Source organism: Magnetospirillum sp. LM-5, assembly GCF_902729445.1.
GTDB lineage: Bacteria > Pseudomonadota > Alphaproteobacteria > Rhodospirillales > Magnetospirillaceae > Magnetospirillum.
The window spans coordinates 137,268-160,450 of the sequence record NZ_CACVCE010000023.1 but is presented as its reverse complement, the minus strand read 5'-3'; the positions used below and the strand labels follow the sequence as shown (position 1 = coordinate 160,450).

The following is a 23,183-nucleotide window of genomic DNA, read 5'->3' as shown; positions in this document are numbered from 1 at the left end:
CGATGAAAGGGTGAATCGGTGGGTGTTTCTTGGTCGATGGGGGCGTGGATTCCGGTGCTGCGCCGCGTGCCCGGCGCCGATAGCGTGGCGTTGACCATCGACGACGCGCCGATGCCCGACACCACGCCCGCGCTGCTGGATTTGCTGGAAAGCCACGGCGCCATGGCCACCTTCTTCCTGTCGGGCTGCCGCATGGAAGGCCATTTGGCGCTGGTCGCCGACATCATCCGTCGCGGCCACCCGGTCTATGCCCATGGCTGGGACCATATCCGCCTGGACAAGGCCGGCCCGGTCCGCCTGGTCGATGACATGACCCGGGCCGAATCGCTCCTGTCGGGCTTCCGCCCGACGCCTTCGCCCTATCTGGTGCGGCTGCCGCAGAATGGCGGCTATCGCAATGCCCGCATCCACCGCACCCTGGCCCAATGGAAGCCGGGCTGCCAGTTCGCCCATTGGGGCACCTCGACCGAGGACCACTTGATTTCCACCCGCTGCACCGATGCCGGCGACGTCGTCCGCCAGTGCGGCATCGAGGTCGACCGTTTGATGGCCGATCCCCGGCTTCCCGGCTCGATCCTCTTGATGCACGACCAGCCGATCAACGAGCGGCCGGGCGCCATCCACAAACCCGCCGTCACCGTCACCTTGATGCGCCTGCTGCTGGAAGGCCTGGCGGCCAAGGGCCTGAAGACCGCCCCCCTGCAACCTTTGTCCGCCCAGCCCTGGTGGACCCGTTTCATGTTGGTCTGACCCATGCGCATCCTGCACACCATCCCCGGCCGCAATTGGGGCGGCATGGAACACCGGACCATCGAGCAGGTGCGCTGGCTGGTGGCCAACGGCCATGCGGTATGGCTGGCGGCGCCCGCCGACGGCGAGCCGTTCAAGCGGGCCCAGGCCATGGGCCTGCCGGTGATCGATTTCGACTTCGACCGGCCGTGGAAGGCCTCGACCGTGCAGGCGATGCGCCGGTTGGTGCGCCAGCACAAGATCGAGGTGATCGACGCCCACGTCACCCGCGACGCCAAGGCGGCACTGGCCTGCCTGGATCTGTGCGCGCTGGTGCGCTCGCGCCATGTCAATCAGCCCTTGAAGCCCGGCTGGGTCCGGCGGCTGCAATGGCGGTTGTCGGACCACATCATCACCGTCGCCGAATGCACCCGTGAGCATCTGGTCGAGATCGGCCTGGCCGACCCGGCGCGATCGACCTCGATCGGCGGCTGGGCCGATGAACGCTTCTTCCAACTGGCCGACCCGGTGGCGACCCGCGCCCGCCTGCGGTCCGAGATCGGGCTGGCCGACGATGCCTTCGTGTTGGTCTGCGTCGGCATGCTGCGCCCCGACAAGGGCCAGAACTTCCTGATCGACGCGCTGGGCCTGTTGAAGGCCGAGGGCCTGACCTTCACCACCTTGCTGGCCGGGTCGGCCACCGCCGAAAGCGCCGAATACGAACAGGGTCTGAAGGACCAGGCGGCGCGGCTGGACGTCGATGTCCGCTTCCTGGGCTATCGCGACGACGTATCGGAACTGATGCAGACCGGCGACGGCGTGGTCATCCCGTCCCTGACCGAGGCCCAGCCCCGCGTCGCCGTCCAGGCCTTCGCGACGGCCAAGCCGGTGGTCGCCTGCGCCGTCGGCGGCGTGCCCGAAATCGTCAAGGATGGCCAGACCGGCTGGCTGGTGCCGCCGGCCGAGCCGACCCAACTGGCCGCCGCCATCGCCCGCCTGGTCAAGGACCGGGAAACCGCCGCCCGCGTCGCCGCCAATGCGCGGCGCCTGGCCGAGCAGGCGATGCGCTTCGACCATCGCATGAGCCAGACGCTGGAAACCTATCGCACCGCCATCCGCCGCGCCCGATCGCGCCCGTGGGTCAGCGTGAAGCCATGAAGCTGTCCGCCCTGGTGGTCGCCCACAACGAGGAAGCGCGCCTGGCCGCCTGCCTGGAAAAACTGGCCTTCGCCGACGAGCTGGTGGTGGTGTGCGACAAGTGCACCGATGGCACCAAGGCGGTGGCCGAACGCTTCGGCGCCAAGACCCTCGAAGGCAGCTGGGACATCGAGGGCGACCGCCGCAATAAAGGCATCGAGGCCTGTTCCGGCGACTGGATCCTGGAAGTCGATGCCGACGAACACGTCCCCGCCGACCTGGCCGCCGAGATCCGCCGCACCATCGAGACCAGCCGCTTCGACTGGCACGAGATCCTGGTCGACAATTACATCGGCGACCGCCTGGTCCGCCATGGCTGGGGCGCCAGCTACGGCAAGGCGGCCTATCCCGGCCTGTTCAAGAAGGGCGCCAAGGTATGGGGCCGAGACCGCGTCCATCCCAGCCTGCGCTGGACCGGCACCAAAGGCCCGATGCTGTCCTGCCGCCTGAACCATTATGTCGATCGCAACATCTCGGACATGATCCGCCGGCTGGATTCCTATTCCACCGCCAAGGCCCGCGACCTGCGCGAGCGGGGCGAGACCTGGGGCGGCACCGCCGCCAACACCAGGCGCATGGTCAGCCGCTTCTTCAAATGCTATGTCCGCCGCAAAGGGTGGAAGGAAGGCGGCCACGGCTTCATCATCGCGGTCTGCGCGGCCCTTTATCCGATGCTGTCGCACCTGAAGGCCAAACACGAGAAGGACTGATCTGATGGCCCGTATCGTCATGGCCGACGACGGCATCGTCTTCGACGGCCGTACCCTGGAAGAACGCCCGCTGGGCGGCGCCGAGACCAGCTTCATCGAGATGGCCAACGCGCTGGCCGCGCGCGGCCACGAGGTGCTGGTCTGCAACAAGTGTGAGGCCGAGATCACCCACAAGGGGGTGACCTGGCGCCCCATCTCCCAGGGCATCCCCGACAATGCCGACCTTTACATCCCCAATCGCGGCGACAAGCTGCTGAAGGCCTGCCGCGACGCCAAGCGGGTGATCTTCTGGATCCACAATCCGGCAGGATATCTGCTGAAGTGGCGCTATCAGTGGAAGCTGGCCTGGCGGCGGCCGACCATCGTGTTTTCCGGGGCGTCGCATGCCGGCACCTATCCGGGCTGGGCCTTCTGCGGCGGGCGCGAGATCGTTCCCTATGGCCTGACCGACCTGTTCCGCCATGCGAGCGAACGCACGGCGGCGCCGCCGCCCAAGGTGGCCTTCACCTCGAACCCGATGCGGTCGCTCGATTGGTTGCTGGATCTGTGGGAGGCGCGCATCCGCCCGCACGTCCCGGCGGCCGAGTTGCACGTCTTCGCGGGCCAGGCCACCTATGGCGCGGCCGGCGCGGCCAAGGCCGGCCGCATGGGGCCGGTGCTGGACCGCGCCGCCGGGCTGGCCGGCCAGGGCGTGATCCTGCGCGGCCCGGTCCCCAAGGCGCAATTGGTGACCGAACTGGCCCAAGCCCGCGCCCTGCTCTATCGCGGCGATATCGGCGAGACTTTCTGCTCGGCGGTGGCCGAAGCCCAGGCCATGGGCGTGCCGACGGTGCTGTGCGACATCGCCTGCATGAAGGAACGGGTGGTCGAAGGCCGCACCGGCTGGGCCGCCGGCTCGGACGAGGACTTCGTCGCCCATGCCATCAAGGTGCTGACCGACGATTCCTTGTGGCTGGCCATGCACAGGGATTGCCTGGCATTGCAGAACAATTGGGGCTGGGACCAGGCGGCGGCCGAGTTCGAACGGATCGCCGGCCTCAAATGATCCGAAAGCCGCGCCGGCCGATTCGTTCGACGCGGCCTTGGGCGACCAGGCGTTTCAGCGTGCGATAAAGCGCCTCGTGGGTCAGGCCCAGCTGGCCGGCCCAGGCCAGCAGCGGACCGTCCAATTCCAGCCGGCCGCCGGCCTGGGCGATGGCAGCCAGGATGCGGGCGTCGGCGCCTTTGATCCGCAGGATTTCCGCCTCGGCGCGGGCCTGATCCAGCCGCGCGGCCATCCAGGCGGCGAAGCCGACCGCCAGGTCGGGATGGGCCTTCATCACCAGCAGCAGGGCATGGCGGGGATAGGCGGTGACGGTGGTGGCCCCGATCGCGGTGGCGGTGGCGTCCCAGGTGGCACGAAACAGCCCGACTTCGCCGAACAGGTCGCCGGGTCCGGCACGATGAATGGTCGCACCGTCGCGGGTCAGCCGGACCAGCCCCTTGTCGATGCGATACAGCGCCTCTGGCGCTTGACCGGCCGAAAACAGGGTCTGGCCGGCGACAAGCCGAACGATGCGGCCGGGAAGCGCGTTCAACAGGGGCAAGCTCATTTCCGCCATCACGCCACTATAGCCCCGCCCGAATCTTCGCCCCGTCCGCCACCCACCGTCTATACCAGATACGGCCGTGGACAAAAATGCGGTGGATTCGCAGCACGCTTTGAGGGAGTCTTGCCGCCAGACCTGGCGGAAGAGGGGAAAGCTATGGGCCGGTTCATATTGAAGTCCGTCGCCATCTTGGCCGTGGCCCTGCTGTCCGCCTGCGGTCCGACCAAGATCGGCGTGGTGAAGGCCCCTGACTTCAACGAGAGGATCGCTGGAGCCACCCTTGTCCTGAAATCGACCAAGGTCGTCGATGCGCCGGCCGGCGCCCTGGGGGCGAAGGCCGATAAGGCGTTGGCCGAATTCACCAAAGTCGCGCAAGCTGGATTGCCCAAGCTTGCCAGCGGCGACGGGTTCGCGCCCAAACTGGTGACCGTGGCCGACCCGGACTTCACCAGGGACGGCTATCGGAAGGTCGCCGGATTGGCGGGAAGCACCCCGCCCAGGCACTTCCTGATCGTCCAACCCCACCGCATGCAGACCCGATGCACGGCGACCTGCCGCAGCACCATCACCGTCGTCACCAGTGTCTTCGACACTAAATTGGACAAGGAAGTGTGGCAGATGTCGGCCGACATTCCGGAGAAGAGCGGCTTGCACCAGTACGACAACGCCGACCTCGAGGCGTACTGGTTATTGGTGGTCGGGCAATTGAAGGAAAACGGGCTTCTTTAGACGGCTATTCCCGAGGGGTGCCACCGATCCTGCGGCAGATGTCGCGCGGCAACGGCTTATCCGCCCCCGAGGCGGTGCGACAGATCGGAGCATCCGGGCTTGCCTGCAGTGGGGTGACGTCGGTTCCGGCCGGAATGACGCGCGAAGGCAGCAGCCCGCCGCTGCCCACCCAAGCCAGCGAACAGGTCGGATGGGTGACGGTCTTCAGGCCGGCGCGGCCGGGCAGGACCGAAATGCCGTTCCCGTCCAGAATGTCGATCTGATCGGCCCAGCCGCCGTCGGGGGTCGGCAGCGCCGCCAAATAGATCGAGTGGGGCAGCGTATCCCAGGTCCGGGTGTCGGCTTCCGGGTTCATCGCTGCAGCGTTGGCATGGGCCAAGAGGCCGATCAGCAGCCCCACCCCGCCGGCGGCGGCGGCCGCGCGGCTGCCGCTATTGCTGTCGTTGCGCTGGCTGCTCGAGACCGCCATCGTGGCCATTCCCGCCGCCATGGCCGCATTGCCGAATTGGGCCGAGCCTTCCTTGGCTTTGGCCTTTTCTACCAGAATCTTGTCCATTTCGCGGCCGCCACGGGTGATGGCCTGGAAGAACACGTCCTCGGCTTCGGTCATCTCGACGCGGGTACCGCCGATGGCCACCACCAGCCGGTCATTGCCGCGCCCGCCTTCGCGGAAGCCCAATATTTCATTGTAGGACCCGCTGGAGAACTTGCGCGGCCCGGTCCCCGGCTCCGCCACGATCAGCAGGTTGGCGTTGTCGGCCGGCGGCTTCAGGCCGGGCCGAAGCGCTCGGGCTTCGGCGAACAACGTCTCGGCGGCCACATTGTTTCCCTGGCAGCGGTTGGCCCAACCTTCCAGCCAGACCAGCGAGGCCACGTCGGCGCGGTGCCGCTCCTGCGCTGCGAAGGTGTCCTGCAGCACACCGCCCTTGAAGGCGGCCCGTGCGTTGCCCCAATCGCCGGCGAAGGTATAAAGCAGGCCCCGGTAGTAATAGGCCATCACCCGCTCGAACGGCTCGCCCTTGAAATCCTTCGATTTTTCGGAGTGATAAACGGAACGTGCCTTGTTCGCGGCCTCGTTGTCGGCATAGATCGCCTCGATGGCATCCAGGGTCGCGTCTAACTGCTCCTCGGCGTGGTGAAAGTGGCCGGCGACGAACGCCGCCTGCCCCGCGCGCATCCGGTGCAGGACGCGATCGTTCTCTGGGCTGTCGCAAAGGGCGGACCAGTGGAAATTCAACCCGGCCGGAGCGCCGGCCAGGCAATCGGCCCCGGCCGCCTGCGGCATTCGTGGCGCCAGCAACACCACCAGTAGCGCCGTCGCCACCCCATTCAGAACATGGCCCATCGTGTATTGCCCCTTCGACAAGGAGACACCTTTCAGCGAGCTATTGCTGAAGGACTCTACGATGACGCTTTATCGGTCGCAACGGACCAATTATCATGCTGCAAGGGTAGGTTCCTGGGGGGCTCGATGCGCGCGATTCTGTTGTCGATCTTGATAACACTGGCCGTCAGCGGCTGCGTCCGCACGCGGACGGTCGAGTTCACCCCACCCGGTCCCGAAAGCCGGAACGGTGCCAGTTGGGCGCAGATGGTCGGCGTGAACATCTCGGTCATCGACAAACGAACCGACAAGACCAATATTGGCCGCGCCCAGGCGGCGAATAGCGATCTTCATCGTTTCGTCGTGCAATCGACAAACAATCCACAAGACGCCATTAAACAGCGGGTAGAAGCCGAGCTCCGGGCGCGCGGCGTCAACCGCTTGGACGGCCCGGCCTATCTCCTGGTCGACATCCTCAAGCTCGACAGCGCGACCGACATCAGCAACTTCAGGGTCGGCGTCGTGGCGGAAGCGGCTTTGTCGGCCATGGTCATGGGAGCAGACGGCGCCACCAGGCACCAGAAGATTTACCAGCGCAAGGAAACCGGACAAGGCGAGTACTGGACTCTGGACACGGTCGAGCAGGGGGCCTACCGGCTACAGAAGGTGGTCGCCGGCCTGATCCAGGAAATGATCGACGACGACCGTTTGATCCAGGCGTTGATCGCCGCCAACCGGGGGACCCCGTCATGAAGTTCTCGTGGCTGATCCTTGCCGCGGCGTTGGCCGTAACCGGCTGCGTCCGCACCCACATGACCGATTTGGCGTTGCCGCCCCCCGGCGCCCGGACGAAACAAGGTGGCGCCGAAAATGTCGGCCTCAAGGTTTCGGTCGCCGACAAACGGATCGACCGCACCAATATCGGCTACGGGTCGTCTTATGCGTCCCCTGAAACGAAGTTCATGGTCATTCCCAACCAACCGATCGACGGCCGGATCGCCGCCACCATCGAGGCGGAATTCTTGGCACGCGGCTATCGCCTTGATGAAGGACCGGCCTTTCTGCTGGTCGATATCGAGCGGGCGGATAGCCGCGCCATCTGGTACCTGGCACGGACCGCCGTGACCGGGGACGCCAAGCTGAAAGCCACCGTCCTGAGCGCCAAAGGCGACATCTTGTATTCCAAAGCCTACCAAGCGAAGGAAGACGCGACCAATTCCGTCTTCATCGGCAATTACGACGAAGGCAAAGAGCAGTTGGAAAAGATTCTGGCCAAGACCATCCGCGACATGGCCGACGATGACCGCCTGATCCAGGCCCTGTTCGCGGCGAACCGGCGCTGAGTTTGGTGAAATCCGGCCCGGGGCCGCCGCCCCTGGCACGGAAATCCCGTCAAAGAATAAACTTCGCCAGATCGGTCTTTTTTGCCAGTTCGCCGACGCGGGTTTTCACCAAATCGGCGTCGATCTCGACCTTGGTGCCGGGCGGCTGGTCGGGGGCGGTGAAGCTGATCTCTTCCAAAAGGCGCTCCATCACCGTCTGCAGCCGCCGGGCGCCGATATTCTCGACCGTGCGGTTGATGTCGGCGGCCAACTCGGCGATGGCATCGATGGCGCCGTCGGTGAAGGACAAATCCACCTCTTCCGTCGCCAAAAGCGCGACATATTGCTTCAACAGCGAGGCTTCCGGTTCGGTCAGGATGCGCTTCAGATCCTCGACCGACAAAGCCTTCAGCTCGACCCGAATCGGCAGACGGCCCTGCAGTTCGGGCAACAGGTCGGACGGCTTGGCCAGGTGGAAGGCCCCCGAGGCGATGAACAGCACATGGTCGGTCTTGACGTTACCGTGCTTGGTGGTGACCGTGGTGCCCTCGATCAGCGGCAGTAGGTCGCGCTGAACGCCTTCCCGCGACACGTCGCCGCCGACATGGGTTTCAGACGAGCGCGCGCAGATCTTGTCGATCTCGTCCAGGAAGACGATGCCATGATTCTCGACCGCGGCGATGGCGTCCTTCACCACCGCTTCCTGGTCCAGCAACTTGTCGGATTCTTCCGACAGCAACACCGCCAGGGCGTCCTTGACCCGCATCTTCCTGGGCTTGGTGCGGTTGCCGAACGCCTTGCCCAGCATATCCGACAGATTCAGCATGCCCATGCTGGCCCCGGGCACGCCGGGGATGTCGAAGGTCGGCATGCCGGTGGCGGTATCGGCCACCTGGATTTCCACCTCGCGGTCGTCCAGCGTGCCTTCGCGCAGCATCTTCCTGAATTTCTGGCGGGTGTCGGGGCTGGCGGTCTCGCCGACCAGCACGTCCAGCAGGCGTTCCTCGGCGGCCAGGTCGGCCTTGGCGGTCACCTGCTTCTTCAGCCGCTCGCGCGTCATGTGGATCGAGATTTCCACCAGATCGCGCACGATCTGTTCGACGTCGCGGCCGACATAGCCGACTTCGGTGAACTTGGTGGCCTCGACCTTCAGGAACGGCGCCTGGGCCAGGCGGGCCAGGCGGCGGGCGATCTCGGTCTTGCCGACCCCGGTCGGGCCGATCATCAAGATGTTCTTGGGCAGCACCTCTTCGCGCAGCGCGTCGGACAATTGCTGGCGGCGCCAGCGATTGCGAAGTGCGATGGCGACGGCGCGCTTGGCCTCAAGCTGGCCGACAATGTGGCGGTCGAGCTCCGAGACGATCTCACGCGGGGAAAAGGCTGACGCGCTCATGGCTTACAGGCTTTCGACGATAAGATTGCTGTTGGTGTAGACGCAGATGTCGGCGGCGATCTTCATGGATTTCCGGACGATGGCCTCGGCGTCCAGCTCGGTGTCGATCAGGGCGCGCGCCGCCGACAGGGCGTAATTGCCGCCCGAGCCGATGGCGATGATGCCGTCTTCCGGTTCCAGCACGTCGCCCTGGCCGGTCAGCACCAGCGACACCTCGGCATCGGCCACCGCCATCATCGCCTCCAGCCGGCGCAAGTACCGGTCGGTGCGCCAATCCTTGGCCAGCTCGACACAGGCCCGGGTCAGCTGGCCGGGATGCTTTTCCAGCTTGCCTTCCAGGCGTTCCAGCAAGGTGAAGGCGTCGGCGGTGGCGCCGGCGAAGCCGACCAGGATCGAGCCCTCGCCGATCTTGCGGACCTTGCGGGCATTGCCCTTGATCACCGTCGCCCCCAGGCTGACCTGGCCGTCGCCACCGATCACCACCCGGCCGTCCTTTCGGACGCACAAGATGGTGGTGCCGTGCCACGAGGGAAGGGTTTGGGATTCGCTCATGGCTTCTGTCTTTCCTTGATGCCGCGCTTGACGATCTCGTCGGCGATGGTCCGGCCGATGATGTCGTTGAAGGCCGGGCTGTAATGGACCATGTCGACATAGGCGTTGGCGGCGGCCGGTTCCAGCTCGGCCAGCCACAGAAGGTTGCGGGTCCACAAGCTGCCCATGTCCCGCATCGCCGCCATCATCGGATAGCCGCGCCGGGCGTTGGCGTGATAGCCCAGCATCTCGTCGGTAACCGGCACCACCCGCTTGGCATTGTCGTAATGATAGGTCGGCACCGGCTGCTGCACGAGGATCAGCTCGAACCCCAGCCGCTCGGCCATGCCGTCCAGGATGCGGCGGTTGGTGTCGAGCCGCTGGACCACGCCGGCGACGTCGGCGTCGGACTGGCAGAAGCTGCCCCATTCGCGAACCGTCACCGACTTGTCGCCGCCCAGATGGCGGGCCAGCTGCACGACGTTCGAGCGGTTGGCGATCTCCAGCACCAACGGCTGGCGCGACCGCGCCGAGGTCAGCTGGACCAGCCGCTCGTTCCACGAGCTCTGGTCGGGGATGGTGCAGTAATAGAAATCGTTGAGACCGTCGATGAACACCGCGACATCGGGCTTGATGCCCGCGGTCAGCAGGCGCTCGAGGGCGATGCGCTCCTGGGTCGAGAAATACGACACCACGCCGAAATTGAACACCTGCACGTCGGTCAGGCCGGCCGCCTGCAGGGCCCGCTCGATGGCCGCCGGGATGGTTTCCGAATTGGCCACCCCCGACCCCATGGTGGTCGAGCCGCCGAACACGAACACCTTGCGCCCCGGCCTCGCCAGGTCCTGCGGCGCCTGATCGTTGGGGCGGAACCCCTGTTCGGTGATGGTGAAGTGCTTCCCCTGATAGGGGGTCATGCGATATTCGACGAACGGGCTGTAGATGGTGTCGCCCATGCGCCAGCTCTCGGTGCTGATCTCGCGGTACTTGGCCGGGTCGTCGGTGCCGTAAAGCTTGGAATATTCGGCGTCGCTGTAGGTCGGCATATAAGCCGGCCTGGCGTCGCGTGCCATCTTCAGCACCGCCTTGGCCCCCCACTCGGCGGCGGCGATCAGCACCACCACGTTCAGCAGCAGCACGGCGGCGGCAGTGAAGACCCGCTTGAACAGCCCGATCATCTTGTTCGTCTCCCGGTCCTGGCCTCTCTGCCTACCTTCTTGATGGCGGAAAGTCCACCCTGGCGCTTTCATCGCCCTCTGGTTCCTGCTAAACCGTCATCATCAGCAAGGAGGGCCATATGCGCAGGGCCACCATCGAGCGCAAGACCACCGAAACCAGCATCGGCGTCACCATCGACCTGGATGGCTCCGGTTCCTATTCCGTCGATACCGGCATCGGGTTCCTGGACCATATGCTGGAGCAATTGTCGCGCCATTCGCTGATCGACCTGACGGTCAACGCCGACGGCGACCTGCATATCGACGCCCACCACACCACCGAGGATGCCGGCATCGCCATCGGCCAGGCCGTCGCCCAGGCCCTGGGCGATCGCAAGGGCATCACCCGCTATGGCCAGGCCTTGATCCCGATGGACGAGACCTTGACCCGCGTCGCCATCGACCTGTCCAACCGCCCCTATCTGGTGTGGCGGGTGGATTTCGGCCGCGACAAGCTGGGCGACATGGATACCGAACTGTTCAAGGAATGGTTCCAGGCCTTCGCCCAGGCGGCGGGCGCGACCCTGCACGTCGAATGCCTGTACGGCGAGAACAACCACCACATCGTCGAAAGCTGCTTCAAGGCCTTGGCCCGGGCGTTGCGCCAGGCCATCGAGATCGACCCCCGCAAGGCCGACGCGGTGCCGTCGACCAAGGGCGTTCTGGGGGGGTCGTTGTAAGGTGATGAAGGTCGCCATCGTCGATTACGGCTCGGGCAATCTGCGTTCGGCCGCCAAGGCCTTCGAGCGGGTGATCGCCGAGGAAGGCCTGCGCGCCACCGTCACCGTCACCGCCGACGCCGACATGGTGGCGGCGGCCGACCGCGTGGTGCTGCCGGGCGTCGGCGCCTTCGCCGATTGCAAGGCCGGCCTGGAAGCCCTGCCCGGCATGGTGGAGGCCATGCGCCAGCACGCCATGGTCAAGGCCCGGCCGTTCTTTGGCATCTGCGTCGGCATGCAATTGCTGGCCACCATCGGCCGCGAACACGGCACCCACCAGGGCCTGGACTGGATCAAGGGCGAGGTGCTGCCGATCACGCCGTCCGACCCGGCCCTGAAGGTGCCGCACATGGGCTGGAACGAACTGGCCTTCGTGCCCGGCCGCCATCCGCTGCTGGACGGCCTGCCGGACAATCCGCACGCCTATTTCGTCCATTCCTACCGCTTCGCCTGCGCCAACCCGGCCGAACAATTGGCCCGCGTCGATTACGGCGGGCCGGTCACCGCCATGGTCGGGGCCGGCTCGGTGGTCGGCACCCAGTTCCACCCGGAAAAAAGCCAGGCCACCGGCCTGAAGGTGATCGCCAATTTCCTGCGGTGGACGCCGTGACCGGTCCGGTCATCACCGAGGAATACCGCAAGCTTCAGCAGAAGCTGCACGAGGACAATCCCGATTACGGCATGGCCTCGGTGGCGATGGCCCCGCTGGTGGTCGAGATGATCGGCCGCCTCGACGCCACCCACCTGCTGGATTACGGCGCGGGCAAGGGCCGGCTGGGCCAGGAATTGCTGAAGCTGATGAAGATTCCGCCGATCGTCACCCCCTACGAGCCGTCCCGGCCGGAATGGGCGACCCCGCCGGCCCCGCACGATTTCGTCACCTGCATCGACGTGCTGGAACATATCGAGCCGGAGCTTCTGGACAATGTGCTGGACGATCTGGCCCGCGTCACCCGCCGCTTCGGGCTGTTCACCGTCCATACCGGCCAGGCCCGGCGCGTGCTGCCCGACGGCCGCAACGCCCATCTGATCCAGGAAGGCCCGGCCTGGTGGCTGCCCCGCCTGCTGGCCCGGTTCGAATTGATTCAGTTCACCCGCATCCCCCACGGCTTCTGGGTGCTGGTCGAACGCCAAGGAGAGCAAGCATCATGATCCTGTTTCCCGCCATCGACTTGAAGGACGGCGCCTGCGTGCGCCTGAAGCTGGGCCTGATGGAAGAGGCGACGGTGTTCAACACCGATCCCGGCGCCCAGGCCAAGTCCTTTGCCGCCGCCGGCGCCCAGTGGATTCATGTGGTCGATCTGAACGGCGCCTTCGCAGGCCGACCGGTCAATGCCGGCGCGGTCGAGCAGATTCTGAAGTCGGTGGATGTCCCGGTCCAATTGGGCGGCGGCATCCGCACCATGGCCACCATCGAGGATTGGCTGAGCCGCGGCCTGTCGCGGGTGATCCTGGGGACCGTGGCCCTTCGCGATCCCGCCCTGGTCAGGCAGGCCTGCAAGCGCTTCCCCGGTCGCGTCGCCGTGGGCATCGACGCCAAGGGCGGCCGCGTCGCGGTGGAAGGCTGGGCCGAGACCAGCGACATCACCGTCACCGAACTGGCCCTGAAGTTCGAGGATGCCGGTGCGGCGGCCATCATCTATACCGACATCGACCGCGACGGCGTGCTGACCGGTCCCAATGTCGAGGCCACCGCCGCCCTGGCCCGGGCCATCTCGACCCCGGTGATCGCCTCGGGCGGGGTGTCCAGCCTGGATGACCTGCGCGCCTTGAAGGCGGTGGCGTCGTCGGGCATCGCCGGCGTGATTTCCGGCCGCGCCATCTATGACGGCCGCATCGACGTCGCCGAAGCCATCGCCCTGCTGGCGGAGTAACCACCGATGCTCAAGATGCGCATCATCCCCTGCCTGGACGTCAAGGACGGCCGTGTCGTCAAGGGCGTCAACTTCGTCGATCTGATCGATGCCGGCGATCCGGTCGAGCAGGCCAAGATCTACGACCGCGCCGGTGCCGACGAACTGACCTTTCTGGACATCACCGCCAGTTCGGACAATCGCGACACCATCTATGACGTGGTCCGCCGCACCGCCGAACAATGCTTCATGCCGCTGACGGTGGGCGGCGGCGTGCGCCAGACCGAGGACATCCGCAAGCTTCTGCTGGCCGGAGCCGACAAGGTGTCGATCAACACGGCCGCCGTGCACCGCCCTGAATTCGTGCGCGAGGCGGCGGAAAAGTTCGGCAGCCAGTGCATCGTGGTGGCCATCGACGCCAAGCAGACCGGCCCCAACAAGTTCGAGATCTTCACCCATGGCGGCCGCAACCCCACCGGCATCGACGCGGTGGAATGGGCCCGGCGCATGGCCTCTTATGGGGCGGGCGAAATCCTGCTGACCTCGATGGACCGCGACGGCACCAAGCAGGGTTTCAACATCCCGCTGACCCGCGCGGTGGCCGATGCCGTGACCATTCCGGTGATCGCCTCGGGCGGCGTCGGCACGCTCGACCACCTGGTGGAAGGCATCGTCGAGGGCCACGCCACCGCCGTTCTGGCGGCGTCGATCTTCCATTTCGGCACCTTCACCATCGCCCAGGCCAAGGAGCACATGGCCAAGGCCGGCATCCCCATCCGTCCGGTGGAAGGAAGCGAATCATGAGCCTGGACGCCCGCATCCTCGAGCAGCTTTACGCCACCATCCAAGGCCGCCAGGGCGCCGACCCGGACAGTTCCTACACCGCCAAGCTGTTCGCCAAGGGCCGCAAGAAGATCGCCCAGAAGGTCGGCGAGGAAGGACTGGAAACCGCCATCGCCGCCGTGTCGGAAGGACCCGAGGGGATTTGCGCCGAAAGTGCCGACCTTTTGTACCACCTGCTGGTCCTGTGGGCCGATGCCGGCCTGACGCCCGGGCAGGTGTGGGCCGAACTGGCCCAGCGCCAGGGCATTTCCGGCATCGACGAGAAGAACAGCCGCAAGGGATAGGAGGCCGCCATGACCTATGATCCGAACAACGTCTTCGCCCGCATCCTGCGTGGGGAAATTCCCTGCAAGAAAGTCTATGAGGACGAGTTCGTCCTGGCCTTCCACGACATCAACCCGCTGGCGCCGACCCATATCCTGGTGATCCCCAAGGGCGCCTATGTGTCGATGAACGACTTCACCGCCAAGGCCAGTGACGCCGAGATCGCCGCCCTGTTCCGGACCGTGGGCAAGCTTGCCGCCGAGGCTGGCGTGGCCGAGGATGGCTGGCGCATGCTGGCCAATATCGGCGCCAACGGCCACCAGGAAGTGCCGCACCTGCATGTCCACATCTTCGGCGGCCGCAAGCTGGGCCACATGCTGCCGGAGAGATCGGCTTAAAAGAAATGGGACAGCGTCAGACCGCCACCCCACAGCAGGCCGCCCAGAATGGCGAACGAAGCGATGGACAGGCCATAGCCGACCAGGATGGCGATTCCGTCGCGCCAGATCAGGCCGGCGCTCAAGGCCAGGATGGCCAGGCCCGGCGGGACATTGCCGAAAGGAATCGGCAGGGCCAGCATCATGCCTTGCCCCGCCAAAGCCAGGGTGGCGAGAACGGCGCCGCCGCCGCTGGCCAGCACCGTCAGCCGGGCGGCCGACCGGCGCTCGATCCGGCGCAACAGCGGCACCAATCGCCGCAAGGCCGCGTCCATCACCGGCTGCGGCAGGCGGCGTCCACCCAGGATGGACGGCAGGCTTCCGTGGCGCCGTCCGGTCAGGTGGGCCAGACTGAGCCACATCACCAGCAGGCCGCACATCAATCCCAGGGGGATGCCGGGCGACGGGACCATCCCCAACACCGCCAGCGGCAGAAGCGGAAGCAGGGCCGAACGCTCGGCCAGCCGGTCGGCAGCCTGGGCGAGGGTGGCATCGCCATCCCCGCCTAGCCTGCGCAAGCCGGCCACCGTCAAGGCCAGCGATCGGTCCTTACCCTTCATCTTGGTCTCGGCGATCAGGCCGGGCCGTCCTCGGCGGCCAGGCAAAGGGCCAATTGGGCGTGCAACTGGTCGGCCGTGACGCTGCCCTGCGGCAGGTCCAGCAGCAGCTTGGCGACGACGTCATCGTCGCCGGGCAGTTCGAAATCGGCCTCGACCAGGGACTTCGCATAGTCGGTCGCCGCCTGGCCCGCCAGCCCCAGCCGCTCGGCAGCCCACTGGCCCATCCGCCGCACACCCCGGACCCTGGCCTTGAAGGCGGCGTCCTCGTCCAGCTTGGCCTTGCCGTCACGGGCGATCATGAATCCGTTCATCGTGTCCTCCATCGTCGTCGGCGGCTGTGATCCCGCGTCGAAAATGGAAGTGGGCCCAAAGACTGACAAGTAAAGGCCGGGAAATGATATTGAATTGATAGGAATTTCCTATCAACCGCAGCAGCCGCCCCGGGCTTTGGGCGCCTCGCCGATCCAGCGGCGGTTCCAGGCGGTGATGTTCCACAGCACCCAGATCGGCAGCGAGGCATCGCGCCGGCCGGCGATGTGGTCGTCGATCATCGCCGCCACCGCCTTCTTCGAGAAGCCGAAGCGATCCAGCAGCGACGACGATAAGATCTCGGCGCGGGCCTTGGCGCCGAAGCCCCCCCGCAGCCAATGCGCCATCGGCGCGCCGAACCCCATCTTGGGCCGGTCAATCACGGCGTCGGGAATAAGCCCCCGCACCGCCTGCTTCAACAGATCCTTGGCCCCGCCCGCCACCTTGTCGGCCTGGGGGATGTCCATGGCGAAATCCACCAGATGATGATCGAGGAACGGCACCCGGGCTTCCAGCGAACTGGCCATGGCGATCTTGTCGACCCGCATCAGCAGCAATTCCGGCAGCCGCAGGCTGAGGTCCAGATGGGCCATGCGGGTCAATTGGTCGCTGCCGGGACGGACATGGTCGAAGCCGCCCAGCACCCAGCCCGGCACCTTGGCGCTGTCGGGGTCCAGCCACTCGTCGGGCAGCAGGCCGGTGGCGACCAGCGCCTGGGCGGCGGGCGAGCCGGCGAAGGCCCGGTTGTCCGGCACCAAGGCCGCCTTCTGGCCTTCCCACAGCGACACGGCGCCGCCCCAGAACAGCTCGCCGTCGGGCTGGGCGGCGCGGTCCAGGATGTCCAACCGGCTGGCCAGATCGGGCCGGGCCCAGGAAAGCGGCGCGGTCAGCCCGGCGGCCAGGGCGCGCAACGGCCGGGGCAGCCAGCGCCGCCACGGCCCCCAGGCCCGCCGGTGCACATCCAGCCAGCTCATCCAACTGGCATAGCCGCAGAACAATTCGTCGGCGCCCTCGCCGACCATCACCACCTTGACCCCGCTCTTGCGCACCAGTTCCGAGACGAAATGCAGCGGGATGCAGACCCAATCGGCGATCGGCTCGTCCTGGGTGTGGATCAGCTCGTCCAGATAGGCCTCCATCTCGGGGGCGGCCAGGGTGACGACATGGTGCCGGGTGGAAAATTCACGCGCCACCCGCTCGGCCCAGTCCAGCTCGTTCAGATGGGTGTGATCGCTAAAGCCGACGGTGAAGGTGTTGACCCGGTCGCCGGCCAGCCGGCTCATCAGCGCCACCAGGCTGGAGGAATCGATGCCGCCCGACAGGAAGGCGCCGACCGGAACATCGGCGGCCAGATGGCTGGCGACCGCCGCTTCCAGACGCGACCGGATGCCGGTGACGAAATAGTCGCGCCGGGCGGCGGCCGAGACGTGGCCCGGCGATTGCGTCCGCCCGGGCAGTGGCCGCCACCAGCGCTTGGCCGCCAAGGCGCCGGCGGCGGTGATGCCCAGCCGATGGCCGGCCGGCAGCTTGAACACCCCTTCGAACAAGGTCAACGGCGCCGGCGCGGTCAGGAACGACAAGGTGTGCCACAAAGCCGGCGCGCAGACGTCGCGCACCAGCCGGGGATGGGCCAGCAGCGCCTTGATTTCCGAGGCGAAGGCCCAGGCGCCGTCGATGCGGGCGAAATAAAGCGGCTTGATGCCCATGCGGTCGCGCGCCAGATGCAGCGTGGCGCCGGCCTGGTCCCACAGGGCGAAGGCGAACATGCCGTCCAGACGTTCCAGCAGTCCGTCGATGCCCCATTCCTCGAAACCGTGCACCAGGACCTCGGTGTCGGAATGGTCGGAGGCGAAGCGATGGCCGGCCTGCTCCAATTGCCGGCGAAGGGGGACGTGGTTGTAGATCTCGCCGTTGAAGGTGACGCGGACGGAGCCATCCTCGTTGGCCATGGGCTGGGCCGCCCCGTCCGACAGGTCCAGGATCGACAGCCGCCGATGGGCCAAGCCGACGGCACGGTCGTCGGACAGCCACATCCCTGCGCCGTCGGGGCCGCGATGGGTGATCGCGGCACTCATGCCGGCCAGCAGCCCCGGCTCGACCGAACCGGCGCCTGGGGGGTGAAGAAGGCCTGCGATGCCGCACATGGCAGCCTTTCTAGGCCATGCCCGGCGGGTTGGCAACCGGTCGGCTCGCTGATATGGTCCGGCCATCATGACCACCACCTCGCCCTCCCGCTTGTTGCTGTTCGCGGCCGGCCTGATCCTGCCGCCGCTGGCGGTCCTGGCCGCCAACGGGATGGCGCCATTGGCGGGATTGCTGGGAGTACTGGCGCTGGCGCGGCTGTGGTCGCGCCGCGCCGACCCGGTCGCCGGATGGCCGGTGGCCGCCCTTTCCATTCTGTTGTTCGCCTGGGCGGCCCTGTCGGCCTTGTGGTCGCCGGTGCCGCTGATGGCGTTGGGTTCCGCGGCGCGGCTGGGTGGCATGGTCGTGGTGGGGACCGCCGGCATTCTTGCCGCCCGCAGCCTGGACCGCCTCGAGCGCGACGGATTGATGACCGGGTTGATGATCGGCTCGCTGGTCGCCGCCTTGATCCTGAGCGTCGAATACCTGACCAGCAACAGCCTGTCGGGGCTTCTGTTCGAGGTGCGCGGCATGAAGCCGCTGCCGCCGGGCGCCAAGTCGCAATTCAATCGCGGCGCCACCATCCTGGCTTTGGCGGTGTGGCCGCTGGTCGGCTGGCTGACCGAGCGGCAGGGCCGCAAGCGCGGCTTCATCCCGCTGGCGGTGATCGGCGCGGTCATCCTGGCCGGCGACAGCCTGGCCGCCATCTTGGCGGTGTTGGCCGGATCGGTCGTCTATGGCATCGCCACCTGGTCACCCCAATGGGCGGCCCGGCTGGTGGTCGTCGCCACCGCCGCCCTGGTGCTGGCCCTGGTGACGCTGGCGCCACGCCTGCCCATTCCGCCGGCCAGCTTCACCAGCCTGGACTGGCTGCCGATTTCGGCCCATCACCGCCTGGCGGTCTGGCAGTTCAGCAGCACCAAGGCCGCCGAGCACCCCCTGCTCGGCTGGGGCATGGAATCCTCGCGGGTGATTCCCGGCGCCGAGGAGCGCCTGGACACCCAATGGATCACGCCGGCCGGAATCGACAAGGGCAGCCTGACCGGCACGCGCCTACCGTTGCACCCGCATAACGCCCTTTTGCAGATCTGGCTGGAACTGGGCATGGTCGGCGTCGCCCTGATCCTGCTGCTGGTCGGCCAGGCCACCCGTGACCGCCGGCCGGCGAACCTGGCCTGTCTGACGGCAACGCTGGCGGTGGCCTCGGTCAGCTATGGCATCTGGCAAAGCTGGTGGGTCTCGGCCCTGTGGATCATCGCCGCCCTGTGCGCGCCCAGCAGCGAAGGCACGTCCGCATGAACATCTTGTTCCTGACCGAGAACTTCCCGCCCGAGACCAACGCCGCCGCCACCCGTGTCTATGAACGCGCCCTTTACTGGGTCAAGGCCGGGCACCGGGTCACCATCCTGACCTCGGCGCCCAATTTCCCGCAAGGCCGCCTGTTCGACGGCTGGCAGAACCGCTGGCGCCAGGTCCAGGACGTCGATGGCATGCGGGTGGTGCGGGTCAAGACCTATATCAGCGCCAACGAGGGCTTCGCCAAGCGCACCCTTGATTTCGTCAGCTTCATGATCACCGCCTATGGCGCCGGCCTGTTCGAGTCCCGCCCCGACGTGATCGTCGCCACCAGCCCGCAATTCTTCGCGGCGATCGGCGGCTGGGCGCTGTCCGCCACCCGCCGCGTCCCCTTCATCTTCGAACTGGGCGATCTGTGGCCGCGCTCGATCACCGCCGTTGGCGCCATGCGCGAAAGCCCGGTGATCCGCGCCCTGGAAGCAATAGAGCTGTTCTTGTACCGCCGCGCGGCCGCGGTGGTCGCCCTGACCCATGCCTTCAAGGCCGATCTGGTCCGCCGCGCCATACCGCCGGAAAAGATCGCGGTGGTGATCAACGGCGTCGATCTGCCGCGCTACGCCCCCCGCCCGCGCGATTCCGAACTGGCCGAACAATGGGGCCTGGCGGGCAAGTTCGTGCTGGGCTATGTCGGCACCCACGGCATGGCGCACGGACTGATCAACGTGCTGAACGCCGCCGAGATATTGAAGGGTGACGACCGCATCCGCTTCCTGTTCGTCGGCGCCGGCGCCGAGCGGCAGATGCTGATGGACGAAGCGGCGCGGCGCACCCTGCCCAACGTGGTGTTCCAGGGCATGCAGCCCAAGGAGATGATGCCGCGCATCTGGTCGTTGTGCGACGCCGCCCTGATCCACCTGAAGGACGATCCCGCCTTCGCCGAGGTGATCCCGTCGAAGATTTTCGAGGCCATGGGCATGGGCCTGCCCCTGCTGCTGGTCGCCCCCGAGGGCGAAGCCAGCCGCATCATCCAGTCCGACCGGGCCGGTTTGTGGGTCCCGGCCGCCCGGCCGCAACAACTTGCGGATGCGGCCCGGCAATTGGTTGACGACAGCGCCTTGCGCACCACCTTGGCCGAGGCCAGCAGAACGGCGGCAAACAGCCATTCCCGCGCCTATCAGGCCCAGCGCTTCATGGATGTCCTGGAACTTGCGGTTGACGGAACCAGCCGCGACCGGGCTGGCTTCATCGATTCTTAACGAATCGTTTCGGAACCGCCGCAATGTCGATGGCGATTGACTGCAAAAGAAGTTGCAAGCCAAGGATCACCGGCATCGCCACCAGCATCACCGTGCCGGCCGAACGTACCTGACCGCTTTCGACCGAGCGGACCCACTCGAAAACCCCAGCGATTCCGCCAAAAAGCAGCATGGGCACCGCCAGCAGCAGGTAGATCGACGCCATGTTGAAGTCGTGGACGAAATAGCGCAGCAGCAATCGGCGCAGGAAGGCGCGGCCCAATTTGGCCGGAAATTGCCGCGCCACCCGCGCCACCGACAGCGAGCTGGTCTCGTCGCCATAGCGGGCCGGCAGGGCGACATCGACCACCACCGCTTCGACCAGATAGAGCCGGCACAATAGGTCGATCTCGAAAAAATAGCCTGAATCAAGGCGTTCCAGCATCAGCGCCTCAAGAACCTCGCGGCGGATGGCGGTGAATCCGTTGGTCGGGTCCATCACCGTCCAATAGCCCGACGCCGCCTTGACCAGGAACGACAGAACCGAATTGCCGAACAACCGCGTGGGCGGCATCGCCGCCAGGGCCTTGAAGTCACGGAAGCGGTTGCCCTTGGCATAGTCGGCCTCGCCCTCGGTCAGCGGCCGGATCAGGCGGGCGGCGTCGGCCGGCGCCATCTGGCCGTCGCCGTCGATCTTGACCAGGATGTCGGCGCCCAGCGCCAGGGCGGTGCGATAGCCATCGACCATGGCGGCGCCGACGCCGCCATTGCGGGCGCGCTTCACCACCGTCACCCGGGGATCGCCGATGGCGGCGGCCACCTCGCCCGAGGATTCCGGGCAGCAATCATCGACCACGACGATGTGGGTGAATTCCGGCCCGATCGCCCGGATCACCGCCGCGATCTGACCGGAAACCCGATAACAGGGCAGGATGGCGGCAACGATCATGGCTTGTCCCCGTTCCAGCGCTTGAGGATGATCCACCCCTCGTGGCTTCGTTGCAACAGCATCGCCTGACCGGCCGCCATGTCGATGCCCACCGCACTCTCGACGGCCGGGGTGGCGCGGCGGATGATCAGATGGGTGTACCCGGCCAGGCGGGCCGCGACCAAAGCCGCATCGGCGTCGGCCATGTTGAACAGCCCATCGACCCGCGCCCGGCTTCCCCGTAACGACCAGCGCATGGCCAGCCAGGTTTGCCCGGAATCGGTCAGATCGACCACCGCCACCCGGTCACCTGCGCCCAAGGCCGGCGCCGCCTGCTGGGCGACATGGCGCAGGAACGGTTTGGGGGGCTCGCGATCGAAACGGATGCGGGGCGCCAGCAGGGCGGGGCCGGCCACCACCAGCGCCACCGCCAGCCAGCCGATCCACGCCCGGCCGCGCCAATGGCGCCGGTAAGCCACCCAGGCCACCAGGGCCAGGGTCAGCAGGGCACCGACATGCAGGTTGTAGCGCCAATAGGAGGCGGCGGCGGCGGCCTCGTAACGATCGAAGGCGGCGACATAGGCGAACAGCAGGAAGGCCTGATAGCCCAGGGTCACCAGGGCGGCGATGGCCACCAGCCGTTCAGGCCCCGGGCGGCGGCGCCACAAGGCCCGCGCCCCCAGCAAAGCCACCATCGCCATGGACCCGAAATGACCACCCTTGTTGAGCGCGACGTGTCCCATGCTGGCAAGGATGTCGGGCAACAGGTCCAGCGACCAGTGGGCGAGCGGCCGTACGGTGAATTCCGCCCCCGGCAGATGGGTCGCGACGTGGCTGCGCCACAGCATCAGCACCAGCACCGGCAGGGCGAGGATCACGATCAGATGACCCAGCGCCGCACCCCGCCCGATCCGGGTCTCTTGCAGGAAAGCCACGGCGATGGCCCCGCCCAGCAGCACCAGCAGAACCAGATTGGATTGCTTGAAGGCGACCATTCCGGCCAGGACCAGGCTGGCCTTCCACGCCAGGGCGCGCGCCTGCCCGTCGCGGCCGGCGGCCAGCGCCTCGATGGACGCCCACCCCAGAAAGGCCCCCAGCGCCAGCAGCACCGCCGTTCCGGCATCGGCATAGGCGGTCAGCGCCACCTTGGCAACGAAGCTGGGGCCGGCCAGGGTGGCCAGCAGCAAGCCTGCCGCCACCAAAGCCGGGCCGGGCCGGGACAATCCCTGGCTGTCGGCCATGATCCGGGCCATGACCAGACCGAACGAGGCCAGCAGCAAGACATTGCCCAGGGCGCCGGCCTGTTCGACCAGGCCGCCGGCCAGGCGCGAGGCCAGATAGGGCAGCAGGGCGGCGCCGAACGGATAGGCCGGGAAACTGCCCGGGTGGGCCGCCAGCCCCTGGCGCGGCACCCGGTCGTGCTCGACCAGATAGGCGGCGTTCCACAGCCATTGCGAAAATTCGTCCCATTGCGACGGCACCATCGCCGCCACCACCACCAGCAGCGGCAGGACCAAAGCCACCGCCAGCACCGCGCCCGGCGCCACCGGCGGCTGGGAACGGCGCCCCAGCCACCACGCACCGCCCGCGACCGCCACCGCCAGCCCGGCGGCCAGCCCGGTCAGCGGCCAGCCGAAGGTGCCGCCCACCAGGGTCAGCAGGGCGGCGCCCAGCCCCCAGCCGGCGGCCAGGTCGGTCTCGCGCCAGGTGGTGCCGCCCAGGGCGGCGCCAAGCACCGCCAGGGCCGCGGCGGCGGCCAGGACGGCAAGCAGGCCGATGGCCTGGCCGATGTCGGGAAAAAAGGCGAATACGGTTTCCATCGGGCCAGAAAGTAGCGGAATCGCCTTGGACATCAAAGGCCAAGTCCGCTAATGATC

Annotated in this window: 26 protein-coding genes; 16 read left to right on the top strand and 10 right to left on the bottom strand. The window is 66.9% G+C overall.

The annotated features are described in order from the left end of the window. The first annotated feature begins 18 nt into the window (after positions 1-18). The 4 genes from MTBLM5_RS10340 to MTBLM5_RS10325 are packed head-to-tail and all read left to right on the top strand — an operon-like array spanning position 19 to position 3,681. Positions 19-750, top strand: a complete 732-nt coding sequence (locus tag MTBLM5_RS10340; protein ID WP_254430985.1) for a polysaccharide deacetylase family protein — start codon at positions 19-21, stop codon at positions 748-750. A 3-nt stretch (positions 751-753) separates the two neighbouring features. Further along, positions 754-1,887 carry a glycosyltransferase family 4 protein gene (locus MTBLM5_RS10335; RefSeq protein ID WP_173976041.1) on the top strand — a complete coding sequence of 378 codons (1,134 nt, stop codon included), beginning with the start codon at positions 754-756 and terminating at the stop codon, positions 1,885-1,887. Further along, positions 1,884-2,636, top strand: coding sequence for a glycosyltransferase family 2 protein (locus MTBLM5_RS10330; RefSeq protein WP_173976040.1), 753 nt, complete (start codon positions 1,884-1,886; stop codon positions 2,634-2,636). The genes MTBLM5_RS10335 and MTBLM5_RS10330 overlap by 4 nt, the downstream gene beginning before the upstream one ends. A 4-nt stretch (positions 2,637-2,640) precedes the next feature. Then, positions 2,641-3,681, top strand: coding sequence for a glycosyltransferase (locus MTBLM5_RS10325; RefSeq protein WP_173976039.1), 1,041 nt, complete (start codon positions 2,641-2,643; stop codon positions 3,679-3,681). Here MTBLM5_RS10325 and MTBLM5_RS10320 read toward each other — a convergent pair. Next, complete coding sequence (locus MTBLM5_RS10320) at positions 3,674-4,228, bottom strand: Crp/Fnr family transcriptional regulator (protein WP_173976038.1); 555 nt, start codon at positions 4,226-4,228, stop codon at positions 3,674-3,676. The two genes, MTBLM5_RS10325 and MTBLM5_RS10320, sit on opposite strands and share 8 nt — an antisense overlap. 186 nt (positions 4,229-4,414) lie before the next feature. On the opposite strand from MTBLM5_RS10320, the gene MTBLM5_RS10315 reads away from it, so the two are divergent. Further along, a complete protein-coding gene (locus MTBLM5_RS10315) occupies positions 4,415-4,954 on the top strand; it encodes a hypothetical protein (RefSeq protein ID WP_173976037.1) in 540 nt (179 codons plus the stop codon). A 4-nt stretch (positions 4,955-4,958) separates the two neighbouring features. Here the strand turns inward: MTBLM5_RS10315 and MTBLM5_RS10310 are convergent, their stop codons facing one another. After that, a complete protein-coding gene (locus tag MTBLM5_RS10310) occupies positions 4,959-6,299 on the bottom strand; it encodes a hypothetical protein (protein WP_173976036.1) in 1,341 nt (446 codons plus the stop codon). A 126-nt stretch (positions 6,300-6,425) separates the two neighbouring features. Here MTBLM5_RS10310 and MTBLM5_RS10305 point away from each other — a divergent pair, with 126 nt between their 5' ends. Beyond that, the gene (locus MTBLM5_RS10305) at positions 6,426-7,031 is read left to right on the top strand and encodes a YajG family lipoprotein (protein WP_173976035.1); all 606 of its coding nucleotides are present in this window, start codon (positions 6,426-6,428) and stop codon (positions 7,029-7,031) included. Continuing rightward, entirely contained in the window at positions 7,028-7,621 is a 594-nt protein-coding gene (locus MTBLM5_RS10300; protein ID WP_173976034.1) for a YajG family lipoprotein, read from the top strand. Before MTBLM5_RS10305 ends, MTBLM5_RS10300 begins: the two co-directional genes overlap by 4 nt. 49 nt (positions 7,622-7,670) lie before the next feature. Here the strand turns inward: MTBLM5_RS10300 and hslU are convergent, their stop codons facing one another. From hslU to MTBLM5_RS10285, 3 genes are read right to left on the bottom strand one after another with little or no spacing between them, the layout of a single operon-like run. After that, complete coding sequence (gene hslU / locus MTBLM5_RS10295; protein WP_173976033.1) at positions 7,671-8,993, bottom strand: ATP-dependent protease ATPase subunit HslU; 1,323 nt, start codon at positions 8,991-8,993, stop codon at positions 7,671-7,673. Between the two features lie 3 nt (positions 8,994-8,996). Next, entirely contained in the window at positions 8,997-9,545 is a 549-nt protein-coding gene (hslV, locus tag MTBLM5_RS10290; RefSeq protein ID WP_173976032.1) for an ATP-dependent protease subunit HslV, read from the bottom strand. Next, a complete protein-coding gene (locus tag MTBLM5_RS10285; RefSeq protein WP_173976031.1) occupies positions 9,542-10,702 on the bottom strand; it encodes an SGNH/GDSL hydrolase family protein in 1,161 nt (386 codons plus the stop codon). The genes hslV and MTBLM5_RS10285 overlap by 4 nt, the downstream gene beginning before the upstream one ends. Positions 10,703-10,821: 119 nt before the next feature. Between MTBLM5_RS10285 and hisB the strand changes: the two genes are divergently transcribed. From hisB to MTBLM5_RS10250, 7 genes are read left to right on the top strand one after another with little or no spacing between them, the layout of a single operon-like run. Beyond that, entirely contained in the window at positions 10,822-11,421 is a 600-nt protein-coding gene (gene hisB, locus MTBLM5_RS10280) for an imidazoleglycerol-phosphate dehydratase HisB (protein WP_173976030.1), read from the top strand. A 4-nt stretch (positions 11,422-11,425) separates the two neighbouring features. After that, complete coding sequence (hisH, locus tag MTBLM5_RS10275) at positions 11,426-12,070, top strand: imidazole glycerol phosphate synthase subunit HisH (RefSeq protein WP_173976126.1); 645 nt, start codon at positions 11,426-11,428, stop codon at positions 12,068-12,070. Then, positions 12,067-12,612, top strand: a complete 546-nt coding sequence (locus tag MTBLM5_RS10270; RefSeq protein ID WP_173976029.1) for a methyltransferase domain-containing protein — start codon at positions 12,067-12,069, stop codon at positions 12,610-12,612. The genes hisH and MTBLM5_RS10270 overlap by 4 nt, the downstream gene beginning before the upstream one ends. Beyond that, positions 12,609-13,334 carry a 1-(5-phosphoribosyl)-5-[(5-phosphoribosylamino)methylideneamino]imidazole-4-carboxamide isomerase gene (gene hisA, locus MTBLM5_RS10265; protein WP_173976028.1) on the top strand — a complete coding sequence of 242 codons (726 nt, stop codon included), beginning with the start codon at positions 12,609-12,611 and terminating at the stop codon, positions 13,332-13,334. The genes MTBLM5_RS10270 and hisA overlap by 4 nt, the downstream gene beginning before the upstream one ends. Positions 13,335-13,340: 6 nt before the next feature. Further along, positions 13,341-14,117 (top strand): imidazole glycerol phosphate synthase subunit HisF, encoded by a 777-nt coding sequence (gene hisF, locus MTBLM5_RS10260; RefSeq protein ID WP_173976027.1) that lies wholly within the window; start codon positions 13,341-13,343, stop codon positions 14,115-14,117. Continuing rightward, entirely contained in the window at positions 14,114-14,440 is a 327-nt protein-coding gene (locus MTBLM5_RS10255) for a phosphoribosyl-ATP diphosphatase (RefSeq protein WP_173976026.1), read from the top strand. Before hisF ends, MTBLM5_RS10255 begins: the two co-directional genes overlap by 4 nt. 9 nt (positions 14,441-14,449) lie before the next feature. Beyond that, positions 14,450-14,818: a histidine triad nucleotide-binding protein gene (locus MTBLM5_RS10250; protein ID WP_173976025.1), complete on the top strand. Its 369-nt coding sequence runs from the start codon at positions 14,450-14,452 to the stop codon at positions 14,816-14,818. On the opposite strand, the gene MTBLM5_RS10245 is transcribed toward MTBLM5_RS10250, so the two are convergent. The 3 genes from MTBLM5_RS10245 to asnB all read right to left on the bottom strand — a co-directional run bounded on the left by MTBLM5_RS10245 (position 14,815) and on the right by asnB (position 17,870). Next, the gene (locus MTBLM5_RS10245; protein WP_173976024.1) at positions 14,815-15,417 is read right to left on the bottom strand and encodes an exopolysaccharide biosynthesis protein; all 603 of its coding nucleotides are present in this window, start codon (positions 15,415-15,417) and stop codon (positions 14,815-14,817) included. The two genes, MTBLM5_RS10250 and MTBLM5_RS10245, sit on opposite strands and share 4 nt — an antisense overlap. A gap of 14 nt (positions 15,418-15,431) precedes the next feature. Then, a complete protein-coding gene (locus MTBLM5_RS10240; RefSeq protein WP_173976023.1) occupies positions 15,432-15,728 on the bottom strand; it encodes an ATPase inhibitor subunit zeta in 297 nt (98 codons plus the stop codon). Between the two features lie 111 nt (positions 15,729-15,839). Further along, positions 15,840-17,870 (bottom strand): asparagine synthase (glutamine-hydrolyzing), encoded by a 2,031-nt coding sequence (gene asnB / locus MTBLM5_RS10235; RefSeq protein ID WP_173976022.1) that lies wholly within the window; start codon positions 17,868-17,870, stop codon positions 15,840-15,842. A gap of 67 nt (positions 17,871-17,937) precedes the next feature. Here asnB and MTBLM5_RS10230 point away from each other — a divergent pair, with 67 nt between their 5' ends. Further along, entirely contained in the window at positions 17,938-19,146 is a 1,209-nt protein-coding gene (locus MTBLM5_RS10230; RefSeq protein WP_173976021.1) for an O-antigen ligase, read from the top strand. Next, positions 19,143-20,399: a glycosyltransferase family 4 protein gene (locus MTBLM5_RS10225; protein WP_173976020.1), complete on the top strand. Its 1,257-nt coding sequence runs from the start codon at positions 19,143-19,145 to the stop codon at positions 20,397-20,399. Before MTBLM5_RS10230 ends, MTBLM5_RS10225 begins: the two co-directional genes overlap by 4 nt. Here the strand turns inward: MTBLM5_RS10225 and MTBLM5_RS10220 are convergent. Beyond that, positions 20,386-21,327, bottom strand: a complete 942-nt coding sequence (locus MTBLM5_RS10220) for a glycosyltransferase family 2 protein (RefSeq protein WP_173976019.1) — start codon at positions 21,325-21,327, stop codon at positions 20,386-20,388. The two genes, MTBLM5_RS10225 and MTBLM5_RS10220, sit on opposite strands and share 14 nt — an antisense overlap. Beyond that, positions 21,324-23,159, bottom strand: a complete 1,836-nt coding sequence (locus tag MTBLM5_RS10215; RefSeq protein WP_173976018.1) for a hypothetical protein — start codon at positions 23,157-23,159, stop codon at positions 21,324-21,326. The genes MTBLM5_RS10220 and MTBLM5_RS10215 overlap by 4 nt, the downstream gene beginning before the upstream one ends. Between the last annotated feature and the right edge of the window lie 24 nt (positions 23,160-23,183).